The sequence below is a fragment of the Azospirillum formosense genome, assembly GCF_040500525.1.
Lineage (GTDB): Bacteria > Pseudomonadota > Alphaproteobacteria > Azospirillales > Azospirillaceae > Azospirillum > Azospirillum formosense_A.
This window is the reverse complement of the sequence record NZ_CP159402.1, coordinates 1,557,798-1,581,813: the sequence shown is the minus strand read 5'-3', so window position 1 is coordinate 1,581,813 and position 24,016 is coordinate 1,557,798. Positions and strand designations below refer to the sequence as shown.

The window sequence follows — 24,016 nt, the reverse complement described above, 5'->3', positions numbered from 1 at the left end:
TCCGAACCATCAGCGCGCGCCCGGCCAGCGCGCCCCCGGTGCGCCGGTGGCGTTCATCGCCCCGGCGAGGGGGGACGCCAGCCGTTGGGCCGGCGCGGTGGGCAGGGACGGCCCGGAGCGCCGCGCGGCTTCGAACAGGTCCCGCAGCCCGCGGTCCGAACCGTGCGCCGGGCCGCCGCCGGGCAACGGTAAGTCCGAGACGCCGCCATCCGTCTCCTCGCTGTGCGCCGTCAGCCATGCGGCGGCGGAATCGACCAGCGGCAACGGCAGCAGCGCCCGCAGCGCCGCGCCGAGCAGGGGATCGCGGCGCGTGTAGAGACCGGCCACCGCGAACAGGGCCATCGCCTCCGGCGGGATGCCGTCGTCGGCCAGCGCGCCGCGCACGCAGGCCAGCAACTCGTCGATCTCCATGTCCGGCGCCCGCCCGCCCAGCGCCCGCCAGCTGTCGGACAGGCGCAGCGCGGCGGTCAATGTTTCCACGTCCGCGCCGTCCAGCGGCCGGAGCGCCACGACGCCGCCGGGGATCGCCAGGGCGCTGGCGGCGCGCATGCGGTGGGTGTTGGCCTCCTCCAGGAACAGGGCGAGCGCGGCGGGGTCGGTGCGCAGCGCGTCCAGGACGGTCAGCGAGCGGTCGCGGAGCGTTTCCGCCCAGTCCACCATCTCCGGCGAGGCGAGCACCCGATCCAGGGCGCCGTCGGCCAGCCGGTTGTCCAGACGGGTCTGCAGGGTGGCCGGCAGGTCGTCCATGCGCCGCGACAGGGCGGGCCACCAGCCGGCGGTGTCGAGCACGCGGATGCAGCCGGGCAGCGGGTCGGCGATCGTCAGCAGGACCGGATCGCGCAGCATCACCGGCTCCAGCCAGCGCGCCCACAGGCGGCGGGTGTGCGCCTGCCGCCGGCTGGACAGCAGGCCGAGAAGCATGGCGCGCACCGGCAGCCCGGGCGGTCGCTCCGCGGCCCGCGCCGCGCCGGGACGGTGGTCGAAGCGCGACAGGAACCGGCGGAAGGCCGCGTACCGGCCAGCCGGCGCACCGTCCGGCTCCGGACCGTCCAGGGGCGCACCGTTCAGGCCTGTGCAATCTGAGGTCATGCCGTCCAGGTCCCTGCCATAGGTATCCCCCTTTCGAGGTCTCTGCCCTTGAGATCCATGTCCATACGCGGGCCAGCTCCCTCATTTTCGGAGAGTATAAAAGATTACGGTAATACTTGGGTATTCATCAAAGGGCAGAATCGGCCCAAATTCGTGCCAGCTGTCTCTTATGCATGGCGTTTTGTGACAATTTGATACAGCCCTGGACGGGTGGGCTTAGGTCTCGTACCGCTTTGGTGCCTTCCTTGTCCGTCGATGCGGAACCATTTGGGTAGGTCATGCGTGGAGGAGAGCATGGGCCAGGGTATGGACGAAGGTCTGGACGACGAACCGTTGTTCGGACCTGACGACGGCTTCGCCGACGACTCCACGGCCAACGCCCGGCCGGCGGACCCATGGCCCGTTCTGGTGGTCGACGACGATCCCCAGGTCCACACCATGACCGAGGTGCTGCTGCGCGATTTCGAGTTCGAAGACCGTCCGTTCGAGGTGGTCAGCGCGCTCTCCGCGGCGGCGGCCCGGTCGTTGCTTCTGACCCGCCCGGACATCCCGGTGGCGCTGCTTGACGTGGTGATGGAGACCGACGACGCCGGCCTGCGTCTGGTCCGCTTCATCCGCGAGGATCTGAACAACCACCGCATGCGCATCATCCTGCGCACCGGCCAGCCCGGACAGGCGCCGGAGCGGGACGTGGTCGTCGCCTACGACATCAACGATTACAAGGCCAAGAGCGAACTCACCGCCCAGCGCCTGTTCACCACGCTGGTCAGCGGGCTGCGGGCGTGGCGCGACATCGTGACCATCGAGCGGCACCGCCAGGGACTTGAACGCATCCTCGCCGCCTCCGCCCCGCTGTTCGAAACCCGTTCGATGCGCACGCTGGTGGAGGAACTGGTCGACCAGCTCAGCAAGGTCGTCGACCACAGCGGCGGCGCCGTGCTGGCCTGCCGCATGGTGGACCGCGGCGACGGCAAGACGCGGGCCACCGTGGTCGCCGGCTCCGGCCGCTTCTCGCGGTTCGTCGGGCGGCCCGCCTCCGACACGCTGGAGCCCGAACTCACCGCCCAGGTGATCGCTGCCTTCGAGACGCAGCAGAGCAATTTCGGGTCGTCGCGCTGCATCCTGGCCTTCCGCACGCGGGAGCATGGGACGACGGTGTTCGCGCTGGAGCGGAGCGAGCCCTATCGCGAAGACGATCATCGGCTGCTGGAGCTGTTCTGCGCCCGTGTCATCATCGGCTTCGACAATGTGTGCCTGTACGAGGATCTGGTGGCGCTGAACCAGTCGCTGGAACGGCGCGTCAGCGAGCGGACGGCCGAGCTGGCCGCCAACCAGGCCGCCCTGGTCGCCGCCAAGGAGCGGGTGGAGCGGGCGCTTGAGGCGGAGCTGGTCGCCCGCGAGCAGCAGCGCCAGTTCGTCACCATGGTCAGCCACGAGTTCCGCACGCCGCTGGCCATCATCGACAGCGCCGCCCAGATGCTGACGCTGCGGGCGGAGCGCGAAACCCCGGACTCGCTGGAACGGCTGCGCGTCATCCGCAGCAGCGTCCAGCGCCTGACCGGTCTGATCGACACGCATCTGACCGACGAGCGGCTGCAGGCCGGAACGCTGCGGGTGCAGCGGGGCGAGGTCGACCTGCGGGCGCTGCTGCGGTCGGTGACGGAACCCTTCCGCACCGCCTACACCGGCTGCGACTTCCATCTGGACCTCGACGGCTTGCCGCCGGTGGTGATGGCCGACGGGCATCTGCTGGGCATGCTGTTCAGCAACCTGCTGAACAACGCCTTCAAATACTCGGACGGCGACTGCCGCATCACCGTGCGCGGCCGGAGCGACGGCGGCATGGCGGTGGTCGAGGTGGCCGACCAGGGGCGCGGCATCCCGCAGCATGAACTGCCCCTGCTGTTCGAGCGGCATTACCGGGGGACCGGATCGGCGGGCGTGCCGGGAACCGGCATCGGGCTGAACACCGTGCGGCAGATCATCCTGCTGCACGGCGGTTCGATCAGCGCCGAAAGCACGGTCGGGCAGGGAAGCCTCTTCCGCGTCCGCCTTCCCGTGAAAGGCTGATCGCGCAAGGCCGGTCCGTCGCCGTCCTCCCCCAATAATCCTTCCAGCGCGGCGGACGGAAATGTAACGTGCTCATAACAAGGCCGACGCGATCTCCGGAAACCGGTCCGGACCCTTCAGACGCGGCGGGTGGCCTTTTCGCAATCCAACGGAAGAGCCGTGGACTCCATTATGCTCGCTCAGCAATATGCCGGGATCAAACGGGACCTTGACGAGAAAGGCATCATCTTCTCGTTCAGCGGCTATCTCTCCGAGGGGATACTCTATTCCTTGGGCGAGGCGTTGCGTGAAAAGATGACGCTGGAGGAAACCGACGGCCCGACGGTCCGCCGGGTCTTCGCCGTCTTCGTCGAGCAGATGCAGAACATCATCCGCTATTCCGCCGAGAAGGTGACCGGCGCGCGCGAGAAGCCGGTCGAGCTCAGCGCCGGGATGGTCACCATCGGCATGGAAGGCGGGAAGGTGTTCATCGTCTGCGGCAACACCGTGTACAACGCCGACGTGCCGCGCCTGCGCGACCGGTTGGAGTATCTCAAGGGCTTGGACAAGGACGCGATCAAGACCTATTACCGGGAGCAGTTGCGCGAGACCCCGGAAGAGGGCGCGCGCGGTGCGAACATCGGGCTGATCGAGATCGCGCGGCGTGCCAGCGAACCCATCGAGTACGACTTCCTCGACTTGGACGACGGCAAGAGCTTCTTCTGCCTCAAAGCTCGGATCTGAGAGCGGCTGTGGACATCCGGACGACCATGGAATCCCTGAAAATACCCGCAACGGGCCGGACGCCCGAAGTCGATTTCGACTTCGCCCAGGGCGTTCTCCGCCTGAGCGGCGAGTCCTATCCCGACGACGTCGCGACCTTCTTCGGCCCGATCTTCGCAGCCCTCCGCGCCTTCCTTGCCGAAGCCGGCGGCCACCCCATCCGCTTCGACATGGAACTGCTGTATTTCAACAGCTCCAGCGCGAAGGCCCTGATGAACATCTTCCAGATGCTGGAGACGGCGGCCGGCGACGGGCGCAGCATCTCCGTCACCTGGTGCTACGAGGAAAACGACGAGTCGATGCAGGAGCTGGGCGAGGATTTCGCCGAGGACCTGGAGCACGTCGCCTTCACGCTGAAACAGATTCCCGCAGACGGGGCGTCATGACCTTCAACCTCTTCGCCGCTGAGGAGCAGGCCATCGAGCGGGCCCGCCTTCTGGGGGAGAGGCTGGGCACCGCCGCGCCCGAACTGCGCGCCGACTTCGAGGCGCTGGTGGAGGCGTTCCAGCGCAGCACGCGCGAGCAGCGCCGGCTGGTCCGGGTCAGCGACCGGCTGCAGGCGCAGCTCGGCTCGGCCAACCAGGAGCTGGAGCGCCGGCGGCAGGAGGCGGAAACCGCGCTGGCCGACCTGCGCGAGGCGCAGGAGGCGATGGTCCGCGCCGAGAAGCTGGCCTCCCTGGGTGCCCTGGTGGCCGGGGTGGCGCATGAGATCAACACGCCCGTGGGCATCGCCGTGTCCTGCGCGTCGCATCTGTCGGACGCCACCGCCGGGCTGCGCCGGCGCGCCCAGTCCGGGGAACTGAGCAAGGCGGATTTTTCCCGCTATCTGGCCACGGCGACGGACACCGCGGCGCTGATCCTGACCAATTGCGAGCGGGCGGCCAAGCTGATCGCCAGCTTCAAGCAGGTGGCGGTCGACCGGGCCAGCGCCGAGCGGCGGGCGGTGAACCTCAACCGCTACATCCAGGAAACGCTGGTCAGCCTGGAGCCGAAGCTGCGCCAGGGCCGGCACAGCATCGGGGTGTCCTGTCCGGATGGGCTGGTGGTCGACAGCTATCCGGGCGCGCTGTCGCAGATCCTGACCAACCTCGTGATGAATTCCGTCACCCACGCCTTCGTCGACGCGCAGGGCACGGAGGGGCAGGGCGGCGTCCTGTCGATCGCGGTGGACGAGCCGGAGCCCGGCACCGTCCGGCTGGTCTACACCGACAACGGCCGCGGCATCCCGGCCGACCATCTGCCCCGGATCTTCGACCCCTTCTTCACCACCCGGCGCGGCGAGGGGGGCAGCGGGCTCGGCCTGCACATCGTGCACAATCTGGCGGCCGGGGCTCTGAAGGGGACGATCGTGGTGGACAGCGCGCCGGGACGCGGAACGCGCTTCGTCCTGACCTTTCCGAAGAACACGCCCCCGGACGACCCAGCCGCCTGAGCGGCCTCAGATCACCCGGACGGGGGCGGAAAACACGTAGCCGACGCCGTGGACCGATTTGACCGGGGCGGTTTCGCCGATGGCGTTTTCCACCTTGTGGCGCAGCCGCCCGACGACCGTGTCGATCGAGCGGTCGTCGGGGTTCCAACGGCGGTTGTAGAGCGCGACCGAAATCTGGTCGCGAGTCGCCGGCTGGCGGGCCTGACCGGCCAGCAGCGAGACCAGCTTCATTTCCATGCTCGTCAGGCTGACCCGTACGCCCGCCGGGCTGGTCAGCGCCCAGGCGGTGGCGTCCAGAACCCAGCTGGCCTCGTCAGCCGCGGGCTGGCTGGAGGGTTGCTGGGACGGGGCGGCGGCGCTGCTGCTGGTCTCCAGACGGCGGAGCAGGGCTTTCGCCTGGGCCTCCAGCTCGCGCATTTCGACGGGCTTCACCAGATAGGCGTCGGCTCCCAGCTCCAGCCCGACCACCCGGTCGACGGTGGAGCCGCGGGCAGTCACCATGATGATTCCGATGGCGGGATTCTCGCGCAGACGTGTAGCGATCTTGAATCCATCCTCGCCTGGAAGATTGACGTCCAGAACAACCAAGGACACCGGGCGTGTGGCGATTTGTTCGTCCAGTTCGCGCCCATTCTTCGCCCCGACCGCATCGAAGCCGCAACTGCGCAGATACTCGATCATGTCACGTCGCAGAGACGCTTCGTCCTCGACGACAACGATCGTAACGGCCGCCATCCCCTCTGCTCCCCCGTTACCGGTGCTTATTGTTCATAGGGCCGGCGCGGAAACTATATGAATTCGAATTGTAGGTCGAGCGACTTCGCCCCATGAGGCCCCCCTTGCTGCACGATCACGCAATCCTCTCAAGGGTTAGTTACGCGATTTCCCACAGGGTGTTCCGCGTCGGGTCCGCCGGGTCGCCGGCCAGCCGGACGCGGAAGCCGACCATGGTGATGTCGTCGCGCTGCGGGCGGTCGCCCTGGAACCCGGACAGGCTGGACTCGATGCGCTCCTTCTGCCCGTCGAGCGGCAGCGCGCGGCATTCCTCGACCACGCCGTGCAGCCGTCGCTTGCCGAAGCTCCGCCCGCGCTCCCCGCCGCACTGGTCGGTCAGCCCGTCGGTGCAGATGTAGAAGGTCTGGCCGGGCTGCAGGTCCAGGCTGTGATTCGTGAAGGCCGGGGTGGGGCCGGACGCGCGGTAGCCAAGGCTGCGGCGGTCGGCGCGGATCTCGGTCAACCCGTCCGGGCCGGCGATGGCCAGGGGCAGGCGGGCACCGGCATAGACGAGCCGCCGCCGCGCCGGCTGGACGTAGCACAGCGCCAGGTCCAGCCCGTTGTCGAAGCCGCCCTCCCAGCTTGCCGCGTCGCCGTCCTGGTGCAGGGCCGCGCGCACCTTCTCGTCCACCGTGGCGAGCAGCGCCGCGGGATCGGCGGCGCCCATGCCGTCCACCACGTTGTTCAGCACCGCGCTGGCCGTCATGGTCATGAAGGCGCCGGGCACGCCGTGCCCTGTGCAGTCGGCGACGCCGATGAGGAATCCGTCCTCGACCTCGCGGTAATAGTAGAAATCGCCGCTGACCACGTCGCGCGGCCGCCACAGGACGAAATGCTCGGCCAGCCCGCCTTCCAGAACTTCGGGTTTGGGCAGGATCGAGGACTGGATCAGCTGGGCGTAGTTGATGCTGTCCATGATGCGGCGGTTGATGTCGGCCAGCGCCTCGGTCCGCTCCTGGACGCGGGATTCCAGGGTCTGGGTGTAGTCCTGGACCGTTTCGGCCATGCGGTTGAAGGTCGTGGTCAGGACGCCGATCTCATCCTCCCGCTCGGTGGCGAGGCGGGCGCTGTAATCGCCGCGGGAGACCGCCTGGGCCGCCTGGGTCAGCCGCCGCAGCGGGCCGAGGACGACGCGGTTCAGCATGACGCTGATGATGGCGATGGCGGTGACCAGGGACAGCAGCAGCAGTCCGACCACCGGCAGCAGCGCCTCCAGCGTGTTGCGGTGGACCTCCTCGGTCGAGTAGAGCAGGCGCAGCGTTCCCACCTGCCGGGTCACCCCGTCGCGCCCCCGCAGGTCGATGACCTTTTCGATGGTGGTGGAGTCGGCGGAGGTCCTGGGGTTGCCGGACACCGCCATCGGCTCGCTGTGCCCCGGCTCGAAGACGGAGACGGCGAGGATGGCCGGGTCGCGCTCGCGCAGCGAATCGATGATGTTGCGGACGGCGCGGTCGTCGATTTCCCAGATCGGGTTGGCCAGCGCGTCCGTCTGCATGGCGGCGACCAGCTGCGCCCGCTTGGTCAGCGCCGAGAACTGCTGGTGCTCCACGATGTTGGCCGACACGGCCACGGCGACCACCCCCACGGCGGCGGCGGTGACCAGGATGATGCTGCCGATGCGGGTCAGCAGCGAGCGGTCACGCCGACCGACGGCGAGGGCGCGCAATTCGGTCACGGGGCGATCCCCTGACGGGTCCACAGAGCCGGAAGCGCGCCGCTGCGCTCCAGCCGGTCGAGGGTGCCGTTGACCCAGGCGATGCCGACCGGGCCGTCGCGGCGGACCAGGATGGTGTGCTCGTAGATCTGGTCGGTGCGCTCGGACACCAGGAGTTGCGGTGCCATGTCGGGGTTGGCCTTGAGGAATCTCGCCAGGAAGGAGCGGGTGACGATGGCCAGCGCGGCCCGCCCGGCGGCGACGCTGCGCACGTTGCCCTCATGCGTGACGGTCAGCCGGGTGTTGAAGCGCTTCTCCAGGACCTCCGGGTCGGCGCTCATGCCGGCGAAGGCGTAATGGTAGCCGAGCCGACCCAGGACCGTCTTGTCGTCCAGCCGGTCGAAATAGCTCTGGTCCATGCCCGGGCCGGCCTTGGCGACGAACACCTCCGCGTCGTGCAGAAACACCCGCGAGGCGTCCACGGGGCGCCCCTTCCAGCCCCAGGCGAGGCTTTCGAAGGCGATCAGGTCGAAGCGGCCCCGCTCCATGTCCTCGTAGCGCCGCTGGGGAGAGGTGCGGACCAGTTCGAATCGGAAGTCGGTCTGCTCCGCGTTCAGCAGGTCGAGCAGCGCCTGGGTGACGCCGCCGCCGGATTCGGTGACATAGGGGGGGAACTCGTAGGCGCCGACCTTGACGGTCACCGGGACGGCCGGCGGGGTGGTCGTGAAATCGGCCGCCGCAGCACGGCCGGACGAGGGCAGGCCGCCCGCCGCCAGTCCGGCGAGCGCCAAAGCCAGTATCGTTCGGCGGGCAACCGCGTCTGCCATCCTCAGCCCCGATGCTGATCGCACGACCGTGCGGAAATTCTACGGCATTTTACCAATGTATGCGCGTATGCAGCAATCTTTGTCGTTGAATGTGAAAGAAGATTTTTACCATCAGGCCGCTTCGGTTTCCCGCTCCTCGGCCGCCAGCGCGCCGATCTCGTCGCCGCTCAGAGTCTCGCGCTCCAGCAGGGCGGCGGTGATCCGCTCCAGCGCGGCGCGGTCGGTGGCCAGGATGCGGCGGGCGCGCTCCATCCCCTCGTCGGTGATGCGGCGGACCTCCTCGTCGATGCGCCAGGCGGTGCGTTCCGAGCGCACCACGGCGGGGTCGTTGCCGGCGTGGGCGACATAGCCGATGGCGTCGCTCATGCCCCAGGCGGTGACCATGCGGCGGGCGAGGTCGGTGGCGGCGCGGAAGTCGGCCTCGGCCCCGGTCGTGACGGCGTCCGGGCCGAAGACCAGATCCTCCGCCGCGCGCCCGGCCATGGCGACGGCGATGTCGGCGAGCAGCTTGGCGCGCGACACCGACACGCGGTCCCCTTCCGGCAGCCGGACGACCATGCCCAGCGCGCGGCCGCGCGGGATGATCGTGGCCTTGTGGATGGGATCGGCCTCCGGGCAGCGGATGGAGACCAGCGCGTGGCCGGCCTCGTGGTAGGCGGTCAGGCGCCGTTCATGGCCGGACAAGGCGAGGCTGCGCCGCTCGTTGCCCATCAGGACGCGGTCCTTCGCCGCCTCGAAATCGGCCATGCCGACGATGACCCGCCCGTTGCGCGCGGCAGACAGGGCGGCCTCGTTGGTCAGGTTGGCCAGCTCCGCGCCCGAGAAGCCGGGCGTGCCCCGCGCCACCGTGCGGACGCAGACGTCGGGGGCGAGGCGCAGCCGGCCCGCATGGACGCCCAGGATGGCCTCGCGCCCGGCCACGTCGGGCAGAGCGACGTGGATGTGGCGGTCGAAACGGCCTGGCCGGGTCACGGCGGGGTCCAGCATCTCGGCGCGGTTGGTCGCGGCGATCACCACCACCTCACCGCTGTTGACGATGCCGTCCATTTCGACCAGGAGCTGGTTCAGCGTCTGCTCCCGCTCCGAGTGGGAATTGGATTCGCCGCGCTTGCCGGCCAGGGCGTCGACCTCGTCGATGAACAGCAGGCAGGGGGCGGCGGCCCGCGCCGTCTTGAAGACGCTGCGCACCCGCGCGGCGCCCAGCCCGACGAACATCTCCACGAAATCGGAGCCGGAGACGGTGAAGAAGGGCACCCCGGCCTCGCCGGCCGCGGCCTTCGCCAGCATCGTCTTGCCGGTGCCCGGCGGGCCGACCAGCAGGATGCCCTTGGGCACGCGGGCGCCGGCCATAGCGAAGCGGCGCGGGTCGCGCAGGAACTCGACGGTTTCGCGAAGCTCGTCCTTCGCCTCGTCCACCCCGGCGACGTCGGCGAAGACGGTGCCGGTGTCGCTCGGGCGGACGCGGGTGGCCCGGCTGCCGCCGAGGAACTGCCCGCCGCTGAGCAGGAGCGCGCCGACCAGCAGGCCGATCACCAGGAAGGGCGCCAGCTTCTCCAGAACGGAGACGGTGCCGGAGACCAGCCCGCCGGCGTCCTCCTCGAAGGCGATGGCGATCTTGCGCCCGCGCAGTTCCTTCAGCAGGTCGTCGGTGACCGGAACGACGGCGCGCAGCCGCTGGCCGTCCGGAGTGACGGCGTGCGCCCCGTCACCGCGGAAGGTGACCGAGGCGATGTCCCCCCGTTCGGCCGCCGCCACCAAGTCGCTGTAGGTCGCGATCTCCTCGGCGCCGTCGCGCGCGTAGTCGGTCCAGGCCGCGAAGGCGAACCAGCCAAGCAGAAGCGCAGCAACAACGGCGAGGGCGATCAGGTACTTTTTCGGGATCGGCGGCATGGCGTCCTACGAAGGCAGCGAAAACCGTTTCCGGCACATTGCCTTCATTGATGAAGGCGCCACCGCCCGGCATCAACCGCATTCGGTCCAGGACTATTCTTTGACATACAAGTGACGAGAGGGTTAACGGGCCGGATTCACTCCAGCCCGGCCTTCTTGCGCACGTCGTAGCTGCGCGTCCGCGACCATTCCTCCATGAACTTGACCAGCTCGGCGTCGGGCGGGTCGGGGAGGACGACCTTCAGCTTCACATACTGGTCGCCGGCCTGTTTGGTCGCCTGGTTCATCACGCCCTTGCCGCGCAGCCGCAGGGTGGAGCCGGTGTTGGCCCCCGGCGGGATCTTCAGCGCGACCGGGCCGCTGATGGTCGGCACGCGGATGGTGGCGCCGAGAACCGCCTCGTTCAGGGTGATCGGCACCTCGACATGGATGTCGGAGCCCTGGCGGGTGAAGAAGGGATGCGCCTCGACATGGACCTCGACGATGGCGTCGCCGGCCCCGAAGCCGCCGGCGCCGGGAAGCCCCTGGCCTTTCAGGCGCAGCTTCGCCTGATCCTCCGTCCCCGGCGGAACGGTCACGTCGATGCTCTTGCCGTTGGACAGGCTGATGCGCCGCTTGGTGCCCTGCGCCGCCTCGACGAAGGGCACGGAGACCGAGTAGTTGATGTCGCTGCCGCGCGACCGGGAGCCACCGCCGCCCGCCCCGCCGCCGGCCGGGCCGCCGCGCTTGCGCCCGCCGCTGAACAGGTCGGAGAACCAGTCCTCGCCGCCGAAGAAGGAGTCGTCGCCGGTGCCGCCGCCGGCCCCGCTGTAGGCGCGGCTGCGACCGGCGTTGGCGCGGGAGCGGCCGCCGAAGCCGTAATGCCGCTCCTGGCCGGAGGCGTCAATCTCGCCGCGGTCGAAACGGGCGCGCTTGTCGGAATCCGACAGCAGCGTGTACGCCGCCGAGATTTCCTTGAAGCGCTCCTCGTTCGCGGCGTTGCCGGGCTTCAGGTCGGGATGGAACTCCTTGGCGAGCTTGCGGTACGCCTTCTTGATGTCGTCGGCGCTCGCGGAGCGGGTGAGGCCGAGGATTTGATAAGGGTCACGCATGCGGTCCACGGACAGAGTTATTCCACCCCGAAGCCCGGGGATGAGGCGTTACGAATTGGCGACGATCTTCCACGTACCGTCGGCCTGTTTGCAAGCGGTTCCGTAGGCCAATTCGGTCTGGCTCTTTGTGGTTACCGTTTGGTGGAATTCCCGGCAATACTGACCGGCGTTGTTGTAGCCCTCACGCGTCGTGGTCAGCGAGCCGTAATGGCCCGTCGCCGGGTTGGTCCAGCCGATCTTGTCGCCGACCGGGGCGGCGTAGGCGCGCTTGGCCGCGGTCTCGGCGGCGGCGGCGTCCGACGGCTCGATGGCGGCCGAGCCGATGAAGGCGCCCAGCAGCGGGCCGGTGCCCGAGGAGGCGACCTTGCCCGACGCGTTGCCGTAGGTCGACGAGATCCGGCCGCCGACGGTCTCCGCGTTCTTGGTGGCTTCCTTGGAGGTGCTGACGCAACCCGCAAGCAGGGCGATCGCCATCGCCGCCGGGACGAGCTTCTTCACGAACATCGATGCTGCCTCGAAAGGTTGGGAGCCGGCATGCCTTGCTTCTGGCGCACCGGTGGACACTCATATATGCGAGGCTATCCTATCTGTGAATTGGGCATATTTGTGAACTGGCAAGACGCCGAAAACGGCGCCGAAACCTGACGTTGAAACTTTGGGCCTACGGCCGCGCGACGAGGGGACAATGAGCGAATCCAACGACCGGGACCCGTACGCCCTGTTCCAGGACTGGATGGACGAGGCCACCCGCAGCGAGATCAACGATCCCAACGCCATGGCGCTGGCCACCGCCGACGCGCAAGGGGCGCCGTCGGTCCGCATGGTGCTCCTGAAGGGCATCGATCCGCGCGGATTCGTCTTCTACACCAACACGGAAAGCCGCAAGGGGGAGCAGCTTCTGGCCAACGCCAACGCCGCCCTGTGCTTCCATTGGAAGACGCTGAAGCGTCAGGTCCGCGTCGAGGGGGCGGTGGAGCCGGTGTCCGATGCCGAGGCCGACGCCTATTTCGAGAGCCGCCCGCGGGAAAGCCGCATCGGCGCCTGGGCGTCGCAGCAGTCGCGCCCGCTGGAGGGGCGCTGGGAGCTGGAAAAGCGGGTCGCCCAGTTCGCCGCCAAGTTCGGCCTGGGCGCGGTTCCCCGCCCGCCGCACTGGACCGGCTTCCGCATCCTGCCGCGGCGAATCGAGTTCTGGCAGGACCGTCCCTTCCGCCTGCACGAGCGGCTCGTGTACCTGCGCGAGGGCGATCCGGCGGCGCAGGAGCCGGCGCGCTGGACGACGGAGCGTCTTTTCCCGTAAAGGAGCGGCACCGTCACCGCATAAGAAGACGCTCATGAGCGAAGCGCGTTCGCACCGGCTGCGCCGGTACGCCACCTACGCCAGCGTGTCGGTGTCCCTGACGCTGATCCTGGCGAAGCTGGCGGCCTATCTGGCCACCGACTCGGTCAGCATCCTGTCGTCGCTGATCGATTCCAGCACGGACATGATGGCCTCGGTGGTGACGCTGCTCGGTGTGCGGACGGCGTTGCGCCCGCCGGACGAGGCGCACCGCTTCGGCCACGGCAAGGCGGAGGCGCTGGCCGCCCTGGCCCAGGCCGCCTTCATCGGCGGCTCCGCCCTTTTCCTGACCATCGAGGCGGTGCGCCGCCTCATCACCCCGCAGCCGGTGGGCGAGGGGGCGGTGGGCATCGCCGTGATGCTGCTGTCCATCCTGCTGACCGCCGGCCTGATCACCTTCCAGCGCCATGTGGTGACGGCCACCGGCTCGGTCGCGGTGGGAGCGGACCGGCTGCATTATTCCGGCGACCTGCTGATGAACGCGGCGGTCATCCTGGCGATCCTGCTGACCGGCTGGACCGGCATCAGCGCCTTCGACCCGCTGTTCGGCCTGGGCATCGCCGCCTTCCTGCTCTACGGCGCCCGCAAGGTCGCCCGGGAGGCGCTGAACGTCCTGATGGACCGGGAACTGCCGGCGGAGGAGCGGGAGCGCATCGCCGCGCTGGTGACGGAGCAGCCGGACGTCGCGGGGATGCACGATCTGCGCACCCGCAGCTCCGGCGTCGGCGCCTTCATCGAGCTGCATCTGGAACTCGACCCCACGCTGTCGGTCGCCAAGGCGCACGACATCACCGACCGGGTGGAGGACCGTTTGAAAGACGCCTTTCCGGGCGCCGAGGTCATGATCCACCAGGAGCCCGCCGGCCTTCAGGACGACCGCCTGGACCACCGCATAGCGGACGGCCAGGGGGTTGATGACTCCGCCGTCGTGCGGGGCGCCGATGGACAGGGGGGGCGCGGTTAGGGCGCCCGCGGTCAGGGCGCCGGCGTCCGTGCCGGCCGGGGTTTTTCCTCCTTCGGTTGCGAGCGGGTTACCAACGCGCAATAATTGATCATATTGCCTTTTAGAATGACCCTTCCTCCGTTGCGCAATTGTAAGGGTTCGGTAATAATTGCATTGGATTTTAGCGCTCTGCGCATTCTTGTGAAACGGATGGCGGAAAAATGGACAGTGCGTTCGGCGGCCGCTCTCATTTGATCGCGGATATTGCCACTGAAGCGGGCAATCTCGGCATCGAGATCGCGGACATCGCGGGCCATGTGGAGGAGGTCAACGGCCGCCTCGGCCATCAGGCCAACGTTTTCGCGCAGTTGCGCGGCACCGGGAACAAGATGTCGGAGAGCACGCAGCGCATCTCCGCCGCCGCCACCGTGGCGCGTTCCGTGACCGAGCAGGCCCGGCAGGAGGTCGAATCCTCCCACGACCGGGTGCAGCGGTCGATGAACGACATCCACGCCCTCGTCGCCGCCGTGGGCGGCATCGAGGGGCAGATCGCCGGCCTGCAGGAGGCGCTGGACCGGGTGGGCCGGGTCGCCAAGGAAATCTTCGTCATCGCCAAGCAGACCAACCTGCTGGCGCTCAACGCGACCATCGAGGCGGCCCGCGCCGGGGAGGCCGGGCGCGGCTTCGCCGTGGTGGCCAACGAGGTCAAGGCCCTGTCGAAGAAGACCAGCGAGGCGACGACGGAGATCGACGCCACGCTGAAGTACCTGAACGAGCAGGCGCAGCGCCTGATGGCCGAAAGCGCGTCCAGCGCCGGCAAGGCCCGCGCGGTGAGCGAGGGCACCACCGCCATCGGCGCGGTCATCGAAACGGTGGGCCGCGCCATGGCGGAGCTGAACGGCGAGACGGACAAGATCGACGCGGCCTCCTCGGAGATCGGCGCCAACTGCGAGGAGCTTCAGCACGAGATCGACGACCTCGCGGCCGGCGTGCAGCTGTCCAGCGACAATCTGGCCCAGGCGCGCGACCGCGTGAACACGCTGGTCGGCATGAGCGAGCGGCTGATCGGCATCACCGCCGAGCTGGACGTGGAGACGGTGGACACCCCCTTCATCCGCATGGTCACCGACGCCGCGTCGCGCATCTCCGCTGACTTCGAGGACGCGCTGTCGCGCGGCGAGGTGCGCGAAGGCGATCTGTTCGACAGCAACTACCAGCCCATCCCCGGCTCGAACCCGCAGCAGCACATGACGCGCTTCACCGAGTTCTGCGACCGCATGCTGCCGAAGGTCCTCGATTCGCTGCTGGGGCAGAACGAGCGCATCGTCTTCTGCGTGGCCGTCGATTCGAACGGCTATCTGCCGACCCACAACCGGAGGTTCAGCCAGCCCCAGGGAACCGATCCCACCTGGAACGCGGCCAATTGCCGCAACCGGCGCATCTTCAACGACCGGGTCGGCCTCGCCGCGGGGCGCAGCACGAAGCCGTTCCTGCTCCAGACCTACCGGCGCGACATGGGCGGCGGGCAGTACGCCCTGATGAAGGACGTGTCCGCTCCGATCACCGTGCGCGGGCGCCATTGGGGCGGGCTGCGTCTGGCCTACAAGGTCTGAACGGCGGCAGGCCCGCCGTCCCGCGACAGGCCGCGACGCCGTCCGGACACCCAGGGAATGGATACCATTGAGTGTTGCAGTTTCATGATTGCATCCATTGAATGCCGCCGGGGTGGGTTGCGGATGATCGGCTGAGCCGGAAAAATGGTCGTTCGGTCATCCACGGGCGTCATCGCTGATGATCCTGGGAGGTGATGTTCATGCCCGAGCGAATCGTGGCCTTGTCGCGCGCCGTGTCCGATCTCGCCACGCGCAAGATGGATGAAATCCAAGCCGTTACCAACACGACCAAGATACTGGCGCTCAACGCCCTGATCGAGGCGATGCGCGCGGGGGAGGCCGGCCGGGGCTTCGCCGTGGTGGCCCAGGAGGTGAAGGCCATTTCGGAGCGGATCACCGGCATCGGCGACGAGTTGCGCGCCCAGATGGCCGTGCAGACGGACGAGCTGAACACGCTGGGCAACCGTCTGGTCTCGCAGTTGCGGGGCGGTCGGCTCGCCGATCTGGCGCTCAACATGATCGACATCATCGACCGCAATTTGTACGAGCGGTCCTGTGATGTGCGCTGGTGGGCGACCGACCGCGCCGTGGTGGATTGCGCCGCCGCTCCCTCCGAGTCCAACCGCCGGGACGCCTCGCAGCGGCTGGGCGTGATCCTCGGCGCCTACACGGTCTATCTCGATCTCTGGGTTGTCGATGCGAAGGGCTTGGTTCTAGCGAACGGGCGGCCCGACCGCTATCGCCGGCCGGTGGGCGCGTCGGTCGCGTCCGAGCCCTGGTTCCGCGAGGCCATGGCGACCCGCAGCGGCACCGATTTCGCGGTGGCGGACATCGGCACGAACGACCTGCTGGACCGCGCGACCGTGGCCACCTACGCCACGGCCATCCGGGCCGGCGGGGAGGAGACGGGCGCGGTCATCGGCGTGCTGGGGGTCTTCTTCGACTGGCAGCCCCAGTCCCAGGGCGTGGTCGACTCCGTCCGCCTGACCGACGAGGAGCGCGCCCGGACCCGCTGCCTTCTGGTGGACAGCCGTCACCGCGTCATCGCCGCCTCCGACCGCCGGGGCGTCCTGACGGAGAGCTTCCCCCTGCGCACCGGCGGCCTCGGCCAGGGAAGCTATTCCGACGACCAGGGGCGCGTGGTCGGCTTCGCCGTGACGCCGGGCTATGAAACCTACAAGGGGCTCGGCTGGTTCGGAGTGATCGTCCAGAACTCCGTCAGTCATTGCGAGTAGACGTTTCGGATTGCAGCAATTCGAATCTTTTGAGAGGCGCGCTTGAAATGTTAGCGAAACACCGCCGTGGTGCAGTTGAGCCACGGAAAGGTGTTTCGCATGCAGGCTCTCAGGCAGATCGTGATCGTACCGGAACAGGAAGACGACCTCGTGGCGGAGGCGATCCGCGACGTGTGTGTGGCGGACGTCATCGATCAGGCCACGAAGGACCGGCTGGTGGATGGGCTGACCGTTCTGAAGGCCGGGCTTCCCTGTTCCGATGCCGGCTGTACCGGATGCCTCCACCGCCGGTCCTGCGAACGTTTCATCGAAAGCATCCTATGGACCAGTTGAGGCCTTGCCAATCCGGAAGGGGACGGCCTCCCTCTTTGGAACCGGCGGGGCTGTGACGGTCGTCACCGCGTAAACCGAAAACCATGCTAAAATGCCGTTTTAACGGTCCCCGGCGGCTTCAGGCGGCGCGGTGGCCCGGAGATTGGCGTCTTGAGGTCGGTATGGGCTTTTCGGTGACCTTCTGGGGGGTTCGGGGCACGGTTTCCTGTCCCCTGCCGTCCCATATGGGCTTCGGCGGCAACACGAGTTGCGTGGAGGTCCAGGCGGGCGACCAGCGCATCGTCATCGACGCCGGCACCGGCATCCGCATGCTCGGAAAGCGCCTGCTGAAGGAGGGCGCCACCGAGGCGACCCTGCTGATGAGCCACACCCATCTGGACCACATCTGCGGCTTTCCCTTCTTCGCCCCGGCCTACAGCAAGGGCTTCCACCTGCGCATCGTCTCCGGCCATCTGAACGGCACCCCCGGCATCGAGGCGGCCATGGCCCGGCAGATGGAGCGCCCCCTGTTCCCGGTGCCGATGCGCACCATGGGAAGCAACATCGTCTTCGACGAAATCACGGCGGGCGACCGGTTCGCCTTGGGGGAGGGGGTTCAGGTCCGCACGGCGCGGCTGAACCATCCGGACGGCGCCACCGGCTACCGCATCGAGCATATGGGAAAAGCCTTCGCCTATGTGACCGACACCGAGCATGTGCCCGGGCACCCCGACCGCAACATTCTGGACCTGATCGACGGCGCCGACCTCGTGCTCTACGACAGCACCTACACGGACGAGGAGTGGCAGAACCGCATCGGCTGGGGCCACTCGACCTGGACCGAGGGCGTCCGGCTGGCCCGGGCGGCCGGGGTGAAGCGGCTGGTGCTGTTCCATCACGACCCCGACCATGACGACGCCGCCATGACCGCCATCGAGGCGGCGGCCCAGGCGGTGTTTCCGGACTGCTTCGCCGCGCGGGAAGGAATGACGGTCACGCTGGCCTGACCCTGGCTTCGCACCTATGGCCCAACCGGGCACCGGGCCGTTATAGAGGGGTTTTCCTCCACCCCGCAGCGATCCCCTATCCATGCCCATTTCCTTCCTGGCCGTCCCGCCCATGACGCTGACGGTCGTCGCGCTGTTCGTCGTCACCTATGCCGGCATGGCGCTGGGGCGCTTTCCCGGTCTGCGCATCGACCGCACGGGCATCGCGCTGGTCGCGGCGATCCTGCTGCTCGCCATCGGGGCGTTGGAGTCGGGGCAGGTGACGGAGGCCATCGACTTCCCGACCCTGTTCATCCTGTTCGGTCTGATGGTGCTGTCCGCCCAATACGCGGCCAGCGGCTTCTACGACTGGTGCGCCCTGCGGGTGGCGCAGGCGGCGCGCTCCCCGGCGCGGCTGCTGGCGGTGACGGTGGCGGTGGGCGGCGGCCTGTCGGCGATCCTCGCCAACGACGTGGTGGTCTTCGCCATGACGCCGATGCTCTGCGTCGGGCTGCTGGCCCGCCGGCTGGACCCGCGGCCCTATCTGATCGGCCTGGCCGGAGCGGCGAACGCGGGCTCGGCGGCGACGGTGATCGGCAACCCGCAGAACATCCTGATCGGCCAGATGGGCCACCTGGATTTCTGGCGCTTCCTGGCGGTCTGCGGGGTGCCGGCTCTGGTCGGCCTCCTGGTGGTGTATGCCGTGGTGTGGTTCGCCTGGCGGGGCCGCTTCGGCGAGCCGGACGACGCCGCGACGGGGACGGACGGGGCGGAGCCGGTGACTCTCGACCGGGCGCAGCTCGGCAAGGCGGTGGTGGCCACCCTGGTGCTGCTCGGTCTGTTCACCACCGACCTGCCGCACGAGATCGGCGTGCTGCTGGTCGCCGGGGCGATGCTGATCAGCCGACGGCTGGCCTCGCGCGGCATGCTGGGCATGGTGGACTGGCACCTGCTGGTGCTGTTCGCCGCGCTGTTCGCCATCAACCACGCGCTGAAGCTGACCGGCCTGCCCGCCGAGTTCGTGTCGGGGCTAGAGGCCGCCGGCTGGCTGCCCGACCGGCTGGCGGTGATGACCCCGCTCGCCCTGGCCGCCAGCAACAGCATCGGCAACGTGCCGGCGGTGATCCTGCTGCTCGCCGCCTGGCCGTCGCCGCCGGAGGGGGCGCTCTACGGTCTGGCGATCCTGTCCACCCTGGCCGGCAATCTGCTGATCCCCGGCAGCCTCGCCAACATCATCGTGGTGGAGCGCGCGGCGGCCTCCGGCGTCCGGCTCGGCTTTGTGGAGCACGCCCGATGCGGCATCCCGATGACTCTTTTGTCGATGGGATTCGCCGTTTTGTGGTTGTGGGGCACCGGCTGGATGCGTCTGAGCTGACTTTTCTCCTTATGGGCTATGCGAATGGTGCCGCCCCTCTCCGTCCGGGGCATTGCCCTCTCTTCGCAAAGCAAAAAACTTGGGGTGGCCTCTTCGAGGGGCAGCCCCAAGGCACAGACGCCCAAAAGACGAAGGACGGAAACCGCATGTCAGAAGCCCAGACGCCCCGGACGCTGGACACCGGAGCCCAGGAGCGGCCTCGGGAAACGCCCTGGGAGACTCCGGTCGTCGCGGTCGTGGTCACCCACAACCGTCTGGCCCTGCTGAAGACCTGTCTGGCGGCCATCCACGCGCAGGAGCCGCGGCCCGACCGCATCGTCGTGGTCGACAACGGCTCCAGCGACGGCACAGCCGAATGGCTGGCCGGGCAGCGGGCGGTGATGCCGGAGCTTCTGGTCGTGCGGCAGGCCAACATCGGCTCCGCCGGCGCCTATCACACCGCCTTCGCGACGGCGCTGGAGCTGGGCGCCCGCTGGATCTGGAGCACCGACGACGACGGCATCCCGGCACCCGGCGCGCTCGCCGAGCTGCTGCGCCAGGGCGAGCGGCACGACCTCGACCTCGTCGGGCCGACCGTGGTCGCGGCGGAGGACCGCGGCGACCTCGCCTTCACCATGCAGGGCTTCACCAAGGCCGACGCCTTCGCCGCGGCGGCGCAGGACGGCATCGTGCCGGGCGCCATCGCGCTGTTCAACGGGACCCTGCTGCGCCGCCGCGTGTTCGAGCGGATCGGCAACATCAAGCGCGAGATGTTCATCTGGGGCGACGAGTGGGAGTTCACGCTGCGCGCCCGCCGGGCCGGGCTGCGCGACGGGACGGCGGTGCACGCCCTCCACGTCCACCCGCGCAACCGCCGCACCCAACGCCCGCTGGCCGGCGGCTTTCTCGGCACCGTCGAGGAGATGCCGGAGAACCGCGCCCCCTATTTCTTCCGCAACATGGGCTACATCCACGCCACCTACGAGCGCAAATCCATCGCCCGCATGATGGTCAAGTACACGCTCTACTACCTGCTGCACCGGCGCGCCGACGTGAAGGGGCTGCGCGGCTTCTGGACCCATTACCGGGCCGGCCTGCAGAACCGCTATCCGCAGGACCTGCAGGCGTCCCCCACGGCCGCGGCGCCCGCCGCTCCGCCCCAGTCCTTCCCGAAAAGCGTCTGAGGGGGGCCGCATGTTCAGGGATTTCACCGTCGACCGGCGGGCGGCGTCGCGCGCCGAGTCCGTCTATGTCTGGCCCGCCGCCCTGCTGATCCTGGTGGCGGCCTCGGTTCCCGTCTGGATGTTCGAGATTCCGGCGCTGGGCGACTACGTCAATCACGTCACCCGCATGTACGCCCTGGCCCATCTCGACCAGGACCCGGCGCTGGCGCAGTTCTACATGGTGCGCTGGGCGATCATCCCCAATCTGGTGATGGACATCGTCGTGCCGCCGCTGGCCAAGCTGATCGGCGTGCACACGGCGAGCCGGCTGTTCGTCACCGCCAGCTATCTGGTGCTGGTCACCGGCTCCATCGCGCTCTACCGCGCGGTCTGGGGCCGGGTGGAGCTGGGGCCGCTGGCCGCCGGGCTGTTCCTCTACACCCTGTCCACCTACATGGGCCTGTTCAACTACCTGTTCGGGCTGGGTCTGGCGCTGTGGGGAATCGCCGGCTGGATCGTCATGCGAGAGCGCGCGCCCTGGCAGCGCGGGCTGGCCTCGCTCGGCATCGTTTTGCTGCTGTTCATCTCGCATCTGTTCGCGCTCGGGCTCTATGGCCTGACGCTGCTGGCCTTCGAGAGCTGGCGGCTGTGGCGGAGCGGCGGCTGGCGCGACCCGCGGCGGGTGCTGCCGGACGCGCTGGCCTTCGGTCTGCCCTTCCTGATCGTGCCGCCACTTCTGTTGATGAGCCCGTCGTCGGGCTTCGCCGACGCGGTGCTGTGGGTCGGCACGGCGAAGCTGATGGGCTTCGACTTCCTGTTCGGCGGCTACGCCGACACGGTCGGCTATGTGACGGGGATCGCGGTCGGGCTGGGCATCGCCTGGGGCCTGTGGAGCGGGGCGCTGCGCGTCCATCCCGTCGGCGCCATCACCATCGCGCTCGGGCTGCTCGTCTATGCGGCGATGCCGCTGGTCCTCTTCGGTTCCTGGTTCGCCGACAGCCGCCTGCCCATCGGCATCGCCTTCGTCGCGCTGGGTTTCGTCCGCTGGGACCTGGCGACCTCGACCATGCGCGTGGCCTTCCTCTCGGTGGTGGTCGGCCTGTCGCTGCTGCGCAGCGCCGACGCCGGGGTGGGGCTGGCCAAGGTGGACCCTCTGCTGGAGGAGGTGCGCCAATCCCTGCAGCGGATCGAGCCGGGCAGCACCGTGCTCGCCACCTACGCCGACGAGACGCTGCACAAGTCGATCTTCCGCGCCACCCAGTTCACCGACGACCGCGCCTTGTCCTTCGGCCTGCACCACGCGCCGGTGCTGGCGCTGATGGAGCGCTCCAGCCTCGTGCCGATCGCCTTCACCCATCCGGGCAAGCAGGTGCTGCTGCTGAAGCCGGATTATGCGGACCTGGACGGTGATTTCACTTACATGCCGCGCATCGGCTACGTCGCCGACGCGGTGCGCCAGCCGGGGCTGCGCGACAACCATTACTGGGCCGACTGGCCCCGGCGCTTCGGCTACGTCTATGTGCTGTTCAGCGAGCCGGGCCGCGCAAACCCGGTGCCGGAGCATCTGACGCTGGTGCAGGAAGGGCGGTACTTCCAGCTTTACAAGGTGAAGTGAGGGGGGCGGTCGCCCCCTCCCTAACCCTCCCCCGCTACGCAGGGGAGGGAACTGCTGCCGCTTCGCAGAAGGCACCCTCCCCTGCGCAAGCGGGGGAGGGCCGGGGTGGGGGCAATGACGTCCCTCAGGCCGCCCCTTCCGCCCCCCGGACGAACTGGTCGAACATCGGCTGGATCACCGTCTCGCCGATGTCGCGGGTGATGAAGACGATCTTGGAGCGGTGGTCCTCGCCGGGCCATTCCTGAAGCTGGACCGGCGGGTGGAACATGTGCTGCACGCCGTGGACGACGACCGGCAGCGGGCTTTCCTTGACATTCAGCAGCCCCTTGATGCGCAGCAGGTTCTCCCCGCCGGTGGCGATCAGGGCCTCCATGAAGTCGACGAAGTTGTTCCACGGGATCGGCTCGTCCACCACCATGCAGAAGGCGCGGATGTGGTCGTCGTGCCGGTTGGTGTCGTGGTGATGGTGATCGTGCCCGCAGTCGGGACCGCAGGCGTCGCCATGCCCGTGGTCGTGGTGATGATCGTGGTCATGATCATGCCCGTGATCATGATGATGGGCCTGCTCGTCCCGGTACGCCTCCTCGCGGAGCCAGCGCGCCACGTCGGGGCTCTTGGTGTCGGGGTTGTAGAGGCCGGCGTCGAACAGCTGCTTCGGGTCCACCTCGCCGAAGGCGGCGGGGATCTGCGGGGCCGCCGGGTTGATCGCCGACAGGCGCTGGCACAGGGCGAGCGTCGTCTGGGGCGTGGCGAGGTCGGTCTTGGTCAGCACGATGCGGTCGGCGACGGCGGCCTGCTTCACGCTTTCCGGCTGGCGGTCGAGCTGGCTGGCGCCGTGCACCGCGTCCACCGTGCTGATGACCCCGTCCAGGCGGAAGCGGGCGGCCAGCAGCGGGTCGCTCATCAGCGTGTGGATGATCGGGGCCGGGTCGGCGAGGCCGGTGGTCTCCACCACCACCCGGTCGAATTCCGGGATGTCGCCGCGCACGCGTTTCAGGAACAGGTCGCGCAGCGTGTCGACGAGGTCGCCGCGGATGGTGCAGCACAGGCAGCCGCTGTCCATCAGCACCATGTTCTCCGACGCCTTGGCGACCAGCAGGTGGTCGAGGCCGACCTCCCCGAACTCGTTGATGACCACGGCGGTGCGGGCCATGCCGGGATGGTGCAGGAGCCGTTGCAGCAGCGTGGTCTTGCCGCTGCCGAGGAAGCCGGTCAGCACCGAGACGGGCAGGCGGGGCGCCGACGGGGCGGCGGGGGTGGGTGCGGCGGTCACGGGGTGTTCTCCTGGCAGTCGGTGCATGTGCCGCGCACCTCCACGGTGGGGCGGCTGACCTGGAAACCATGCTCGGCGGCGATGGTGCCGATGGCGGCGCGGATGCGCGGGTCGTCGATTTCCACGGCGTTGCCGCAGGTCTCGCACACCAGGAACTGCCCGGAATGGACGGCCCCCGGCGCCGCGCAGCCGATGTAGGCGTTCAGCGATTCGATGCGGTGGACCAGCCCGTTCTCCACCAGGAACTCCAGCGCCCGGTAGACGGTCAGCGGGGCGGTGGCCTTGCCCTCGCGCTGGCTGAGGTCCTCCAGGATGGCGTAGGCGCCGCGCGGCTTGTGGCTGTTCCAGACCAGTTCGAGGACCTGCCGGCGGAGCGCCGTCAGCCGGGCGCCGCGCTCCGCGCACAGGGCGTCGGCGCGCGTCAGCGCGTCGGCGATGCAATGCGCGTGGTCGTGCCCGTGGCCGGAGGCCGGGCCGGCGGTGGGGTGGGGATCGACGGTCATGGCGTTATCTTATTACATCGCCGGACGCCGACACCAGACAAAGAAGAAGGGCGGCCCCGGACGCGGGGACCGCCCTTTCAAGGCGTGTCGCTCG

General features: G+C 68.7%; 22 protein-coding genes. 13 read left to right on the top strand and 9 right to left on the bottom strand.

Features of this window, described 5'->3' with window-relative positions; genetic code table 11:
- Positions 1-9: 9 nt before the first annotated feature.
- Entirely contained in the window at positions 10-1,089 is a 1,080-nt protein-coding gene (locus ABVN73_RS07525) for a hypothetical protein (protein WP_353857474.1), read from the bottom strand.
- A 294-nt stretch (positions 1,090-1,383) separates the two neighbouring features.
- Here ABVN73_RS07525 and ABVN73_RS07520 point away from each other — a divergent pair, with 294 nt between their 5' ends.
- From ABVN73_RS07520 to ABVN73_RS07505, 4 genes are all read left to right on the top strand, one after another.
- Positions 1,384-3,159, top strand: coding sequence for a DUF3369 domain-containing protein (locus ABVN73_RS07520; protein WP_353857473.1), 1,776 nt, complete (start codon positions 1,384-1,386; stop codon positions 3,157-3,159).
- 159 nt (positions 3,160-3,318) lie between these two features.
- On the top strand, positions 3,319-3,882 hold the full coding sequence (locus ABVN73_RS07515) for a SiaB family protein kinase (RefSeq protein ID WP_353857472.1): 564 nt from the start codon (positions 3,319-3,321) through the stop codon (positions 3,880-3,882).
- Between the two features lie 8 nt (positions 3,883-3,890).
- A complete protein-coding gene (locus ABVN73_RS07510) occupies positions 3,891-4,307 on the top strand; it encodes a DUF1987 domain-containing protein (RefSeq protein WP_353857471.1) in 417 nt (138 codons plus the stop codon).
- The gene (locus ABVN73_RS07505) at positions 4,304-5,353 is read left to right on the top strand and encodes an ATP-binding protein (RefSeq protein WP_353857470.1); all 1,050 of its coding nucleotides are present in this window, start codon (positions 4,304-4,306) and stop codon (positions 5,351-5,353) included. Before ABVN73_RS07510 ends, ABVN73_RS07505 begins: the two co-directional genes overlap by 4 nt.
- 6 nt (positions 5,354-5,359) lie before the next feature.
- On the opposite strand, the gene ABVN73_RS07500 is transcribed toward ABVN73_RS07505, so the two are convergent.
- The 6 genes from ABVN73_RS07500 to ABVN73_RS07475 form a co-directional block, all read right to left on the bottom strand.
- Positions 5,360-6,088 (bottom strand): response regulator transcription factor, encoded by a 729-nt coding sequence (locus tag ABVN73_RS07500; protein WP_353857469.1) that lies wholly within the window; start codon positions 6,086-6,088, stop codon positions 5,360-5,362.
- A 139-nt stretch (positions 6,089-6,227) separates the two neighbouring features.
- Complete coding sequence (locus ABVN73_RS07495) at positions 6,228-7,802, bottom strand: SpoIIE family protein phosphatase (protein ID WP_353857468.1); 1,575 nt, start codon at positions 7,800-7,802, stop codon at positions 6,228-6,230.
- Positions 7,799-8,572 (bottom strand): transporter substrate-binding domain-containing protein, encoded by a 774-nt coding sequence (locus ABVN73_RS07490; protein ID WP_353857467.1) that lies wholly within the window; start codon positions 8,570-8,572, stop codon positions 7,799-7,801. Before ABVN73_RS07490 ends, ABVN73_RS07495 begins: the two co-directional genes overlap by 4 nt.
- Before the next feature lie 147 nt (positions 8,573-8,719).
- Entirely contained in the window at positions 8,720-10,498 is a 1,779-nt protein-coding gene (gene ftsH, locus ABVN73_RS07485) for an ATP-dependent zinc metalloprotease FtsH (RefSeq protein WP_353857466.1), read from the bottom strand.
- Between the two features lie 137 nt (positions 10,499-10,635).
- The gene (locus ABVN73_RS07480; RefSeq protein WP_353857465.1) at positions 10,636-11,589 is read right to left on the bottom strand and encodes a J domain-containing protein; all 954 of its coding nucleotides are present in this window, start codon (positions 11,587-11,589) and stop codon (positions 10,636-10,638) included.
- Positions 11,590-11,637: 48 nt separating this feature from the next.
- Positions 11,638-12,093, bottom strand: a complete 456-nt coding sequence (locus tag ABVN73_RS07475; protein WP_145676938.1) for an RT0821/Lpp0805 family surface protein — start codon at positions 12,091-12,093, stop codon at positions 11,638-11,640.
- Positions 12,094-12,274: 181 nt separating this feature from the next.
- On the opposite strand from ABVN73_RS07475, the gene pdxH reads away from it, so the two are divergent.
- The 9 genes from pdxH (at position 12,275) to ABVN73_RS07430 (ending at position 22,146) form a co-directional block, all read left to right on the top strand.
- Positions 12,275-12,886: a pyridoxamine 5'-phosphate oxidase gene (pdxH, locus tag ABVN73_RS07470; RefSeq protein ID WP_353857464.1), complete on the top strand. Its 612-nt coding sequence runs from the start codon at positions 12,275-12,277 to the stop codon at positions 12,884-12,886.
- Positions 12,887-12,920: 34 nt separating this feature from the next.
- Complete coding sequence (locus ABVN73_RS07465; RefSeq protein ID WP_353857463.1) at positions 12,921-13,889, top strand: cation diffusion facilitator family transporter; 969 nt, start codon at positions 12,921-12,923, stop codon at positions 13,887-13,889.
- Between the two features lie 200 nt (positions 13,890-14,089).
- Positions 14,090-15,481: a methyl-accepting chemotaxis protein gene (locus ABVN73_RS07460; protein ID WP_353857462.1), complete on the top strand. Its 1,392-nt coding sequence runs from the start codon at positions 14,090-14,092 to the stop codon at positions 15,479-15,481.
- A 200-nt stretch (positions 15,482-15,681) separates the two neighbouring features.
- Positions 15,682-16,716: a methyl-accepting chemotaxis protein gene (locus ABVN73_RS07455; RefSeq protein WP_353857461.1), complete on the top strand. Its 1,035-nt coding sequence runs from the start codon at positions 15,682-15,684 to the stop codon at positions 16,714-16,716.
- 99 nt (positions 16,717-16,815) lie between these two features.
- Positions 16,816-17,049 carry a hypothetical protein gene (locus tag ABVN73_RS07450; protein WP_353857460.1) on the top strand — a complete coding sequence of 78 codons (234 nt, stop codon included), beginning with the start codon at positions 16,816-16,818 and terminating at the stop codon, positions 17,047-17,049.
- Between the two features lie 161 nt (positions 17,050-17,210).
- Positions 17,211-18,035 (top strand): MBL fold metallo-hydrolase, encoded by an 825-nt coding sequence (locus tag ABVN73_RS07445; protein WP_353857459.1) that lies wholly within the window; start codon positions 17,211-17,213, stop codon positions 18,033-18,035.
- Positions 18,036-18,117: 82 nt separating this feature from the next.
- Positions 18,118-19,389: an SLC13 family permease gene (locus ABVN73_RS07440; protein ID WP_353857458.1), complete on the top strand. Its 1,272-nt coding sequence runs from the start codon at positions 18,118-18,120 to the stop codon at positions 19,387-19,389.
- A 146-nt stretch (positions 19,390-19,535) separates the two neighbouring features.
- On the top strand, positions 19,536-20,552 hold the full coding sequence (locus tag ABVN73_RS07435; protein ID WP_353857457.1) for a glycosyltransferase: 1,017 nt from the start codon (positions 19,536-19,538) through the stop codon (positions 20,550-20,552).
- 10 nt (positions 20,553-20,562) lie between these two features.
- Positions 20,563-22,146: a hypothetical protein gene (locus ABVN73_RS07430; RefSeq protein ID WP_353857456.1), complete on the top strand. Its 1,584-nt coding sequence runs from the start codon at positions 20,563-20,565 to the stop codon at positions 22,144-22,146.
- Between the two features lie 124 nt (positions 22,147-22,270).
- Here the strand turns inward: ABVN73_RS07430 and ABVN73_RS07425 are convergent, their stop codons facing one another.
- Both ABVN73_RS07425 and ABVN73_RS07420 read right to left on the bottom strand, forming a co-directional pair.
- The gene (locus ABVN73_RS07425; protein WP_353857455.1) at positions 22,271-23,446 is read right to left on the bottom strand and encodes a GTP-binding protein; all 1,176 of its coding nucleotides are present in this window, start codon (positions 23,444-23,446) and stop codon (positions 22,271-22,273) included.
- The gene (locus tag ABVN73_RS07420) at positions 23,416-23,922 is read right to left on the bottom strand and encodes a Fur family transcriptional regulator (RefSeq protein WP_353857454.1); all 507 of its coding nucleotides are present in this window, start codon (positions 23,920-23,922) and stop codon (positions 23,416-23,418) included. The genes ABVN73_RS07425 and ABVN73_RS07420 overlap by 31 nt, the downstream gene beginning before the upstream one ends.
- Between the last annotated feature and the right edge of the window lie 94 nt (positions 23,923-24,016).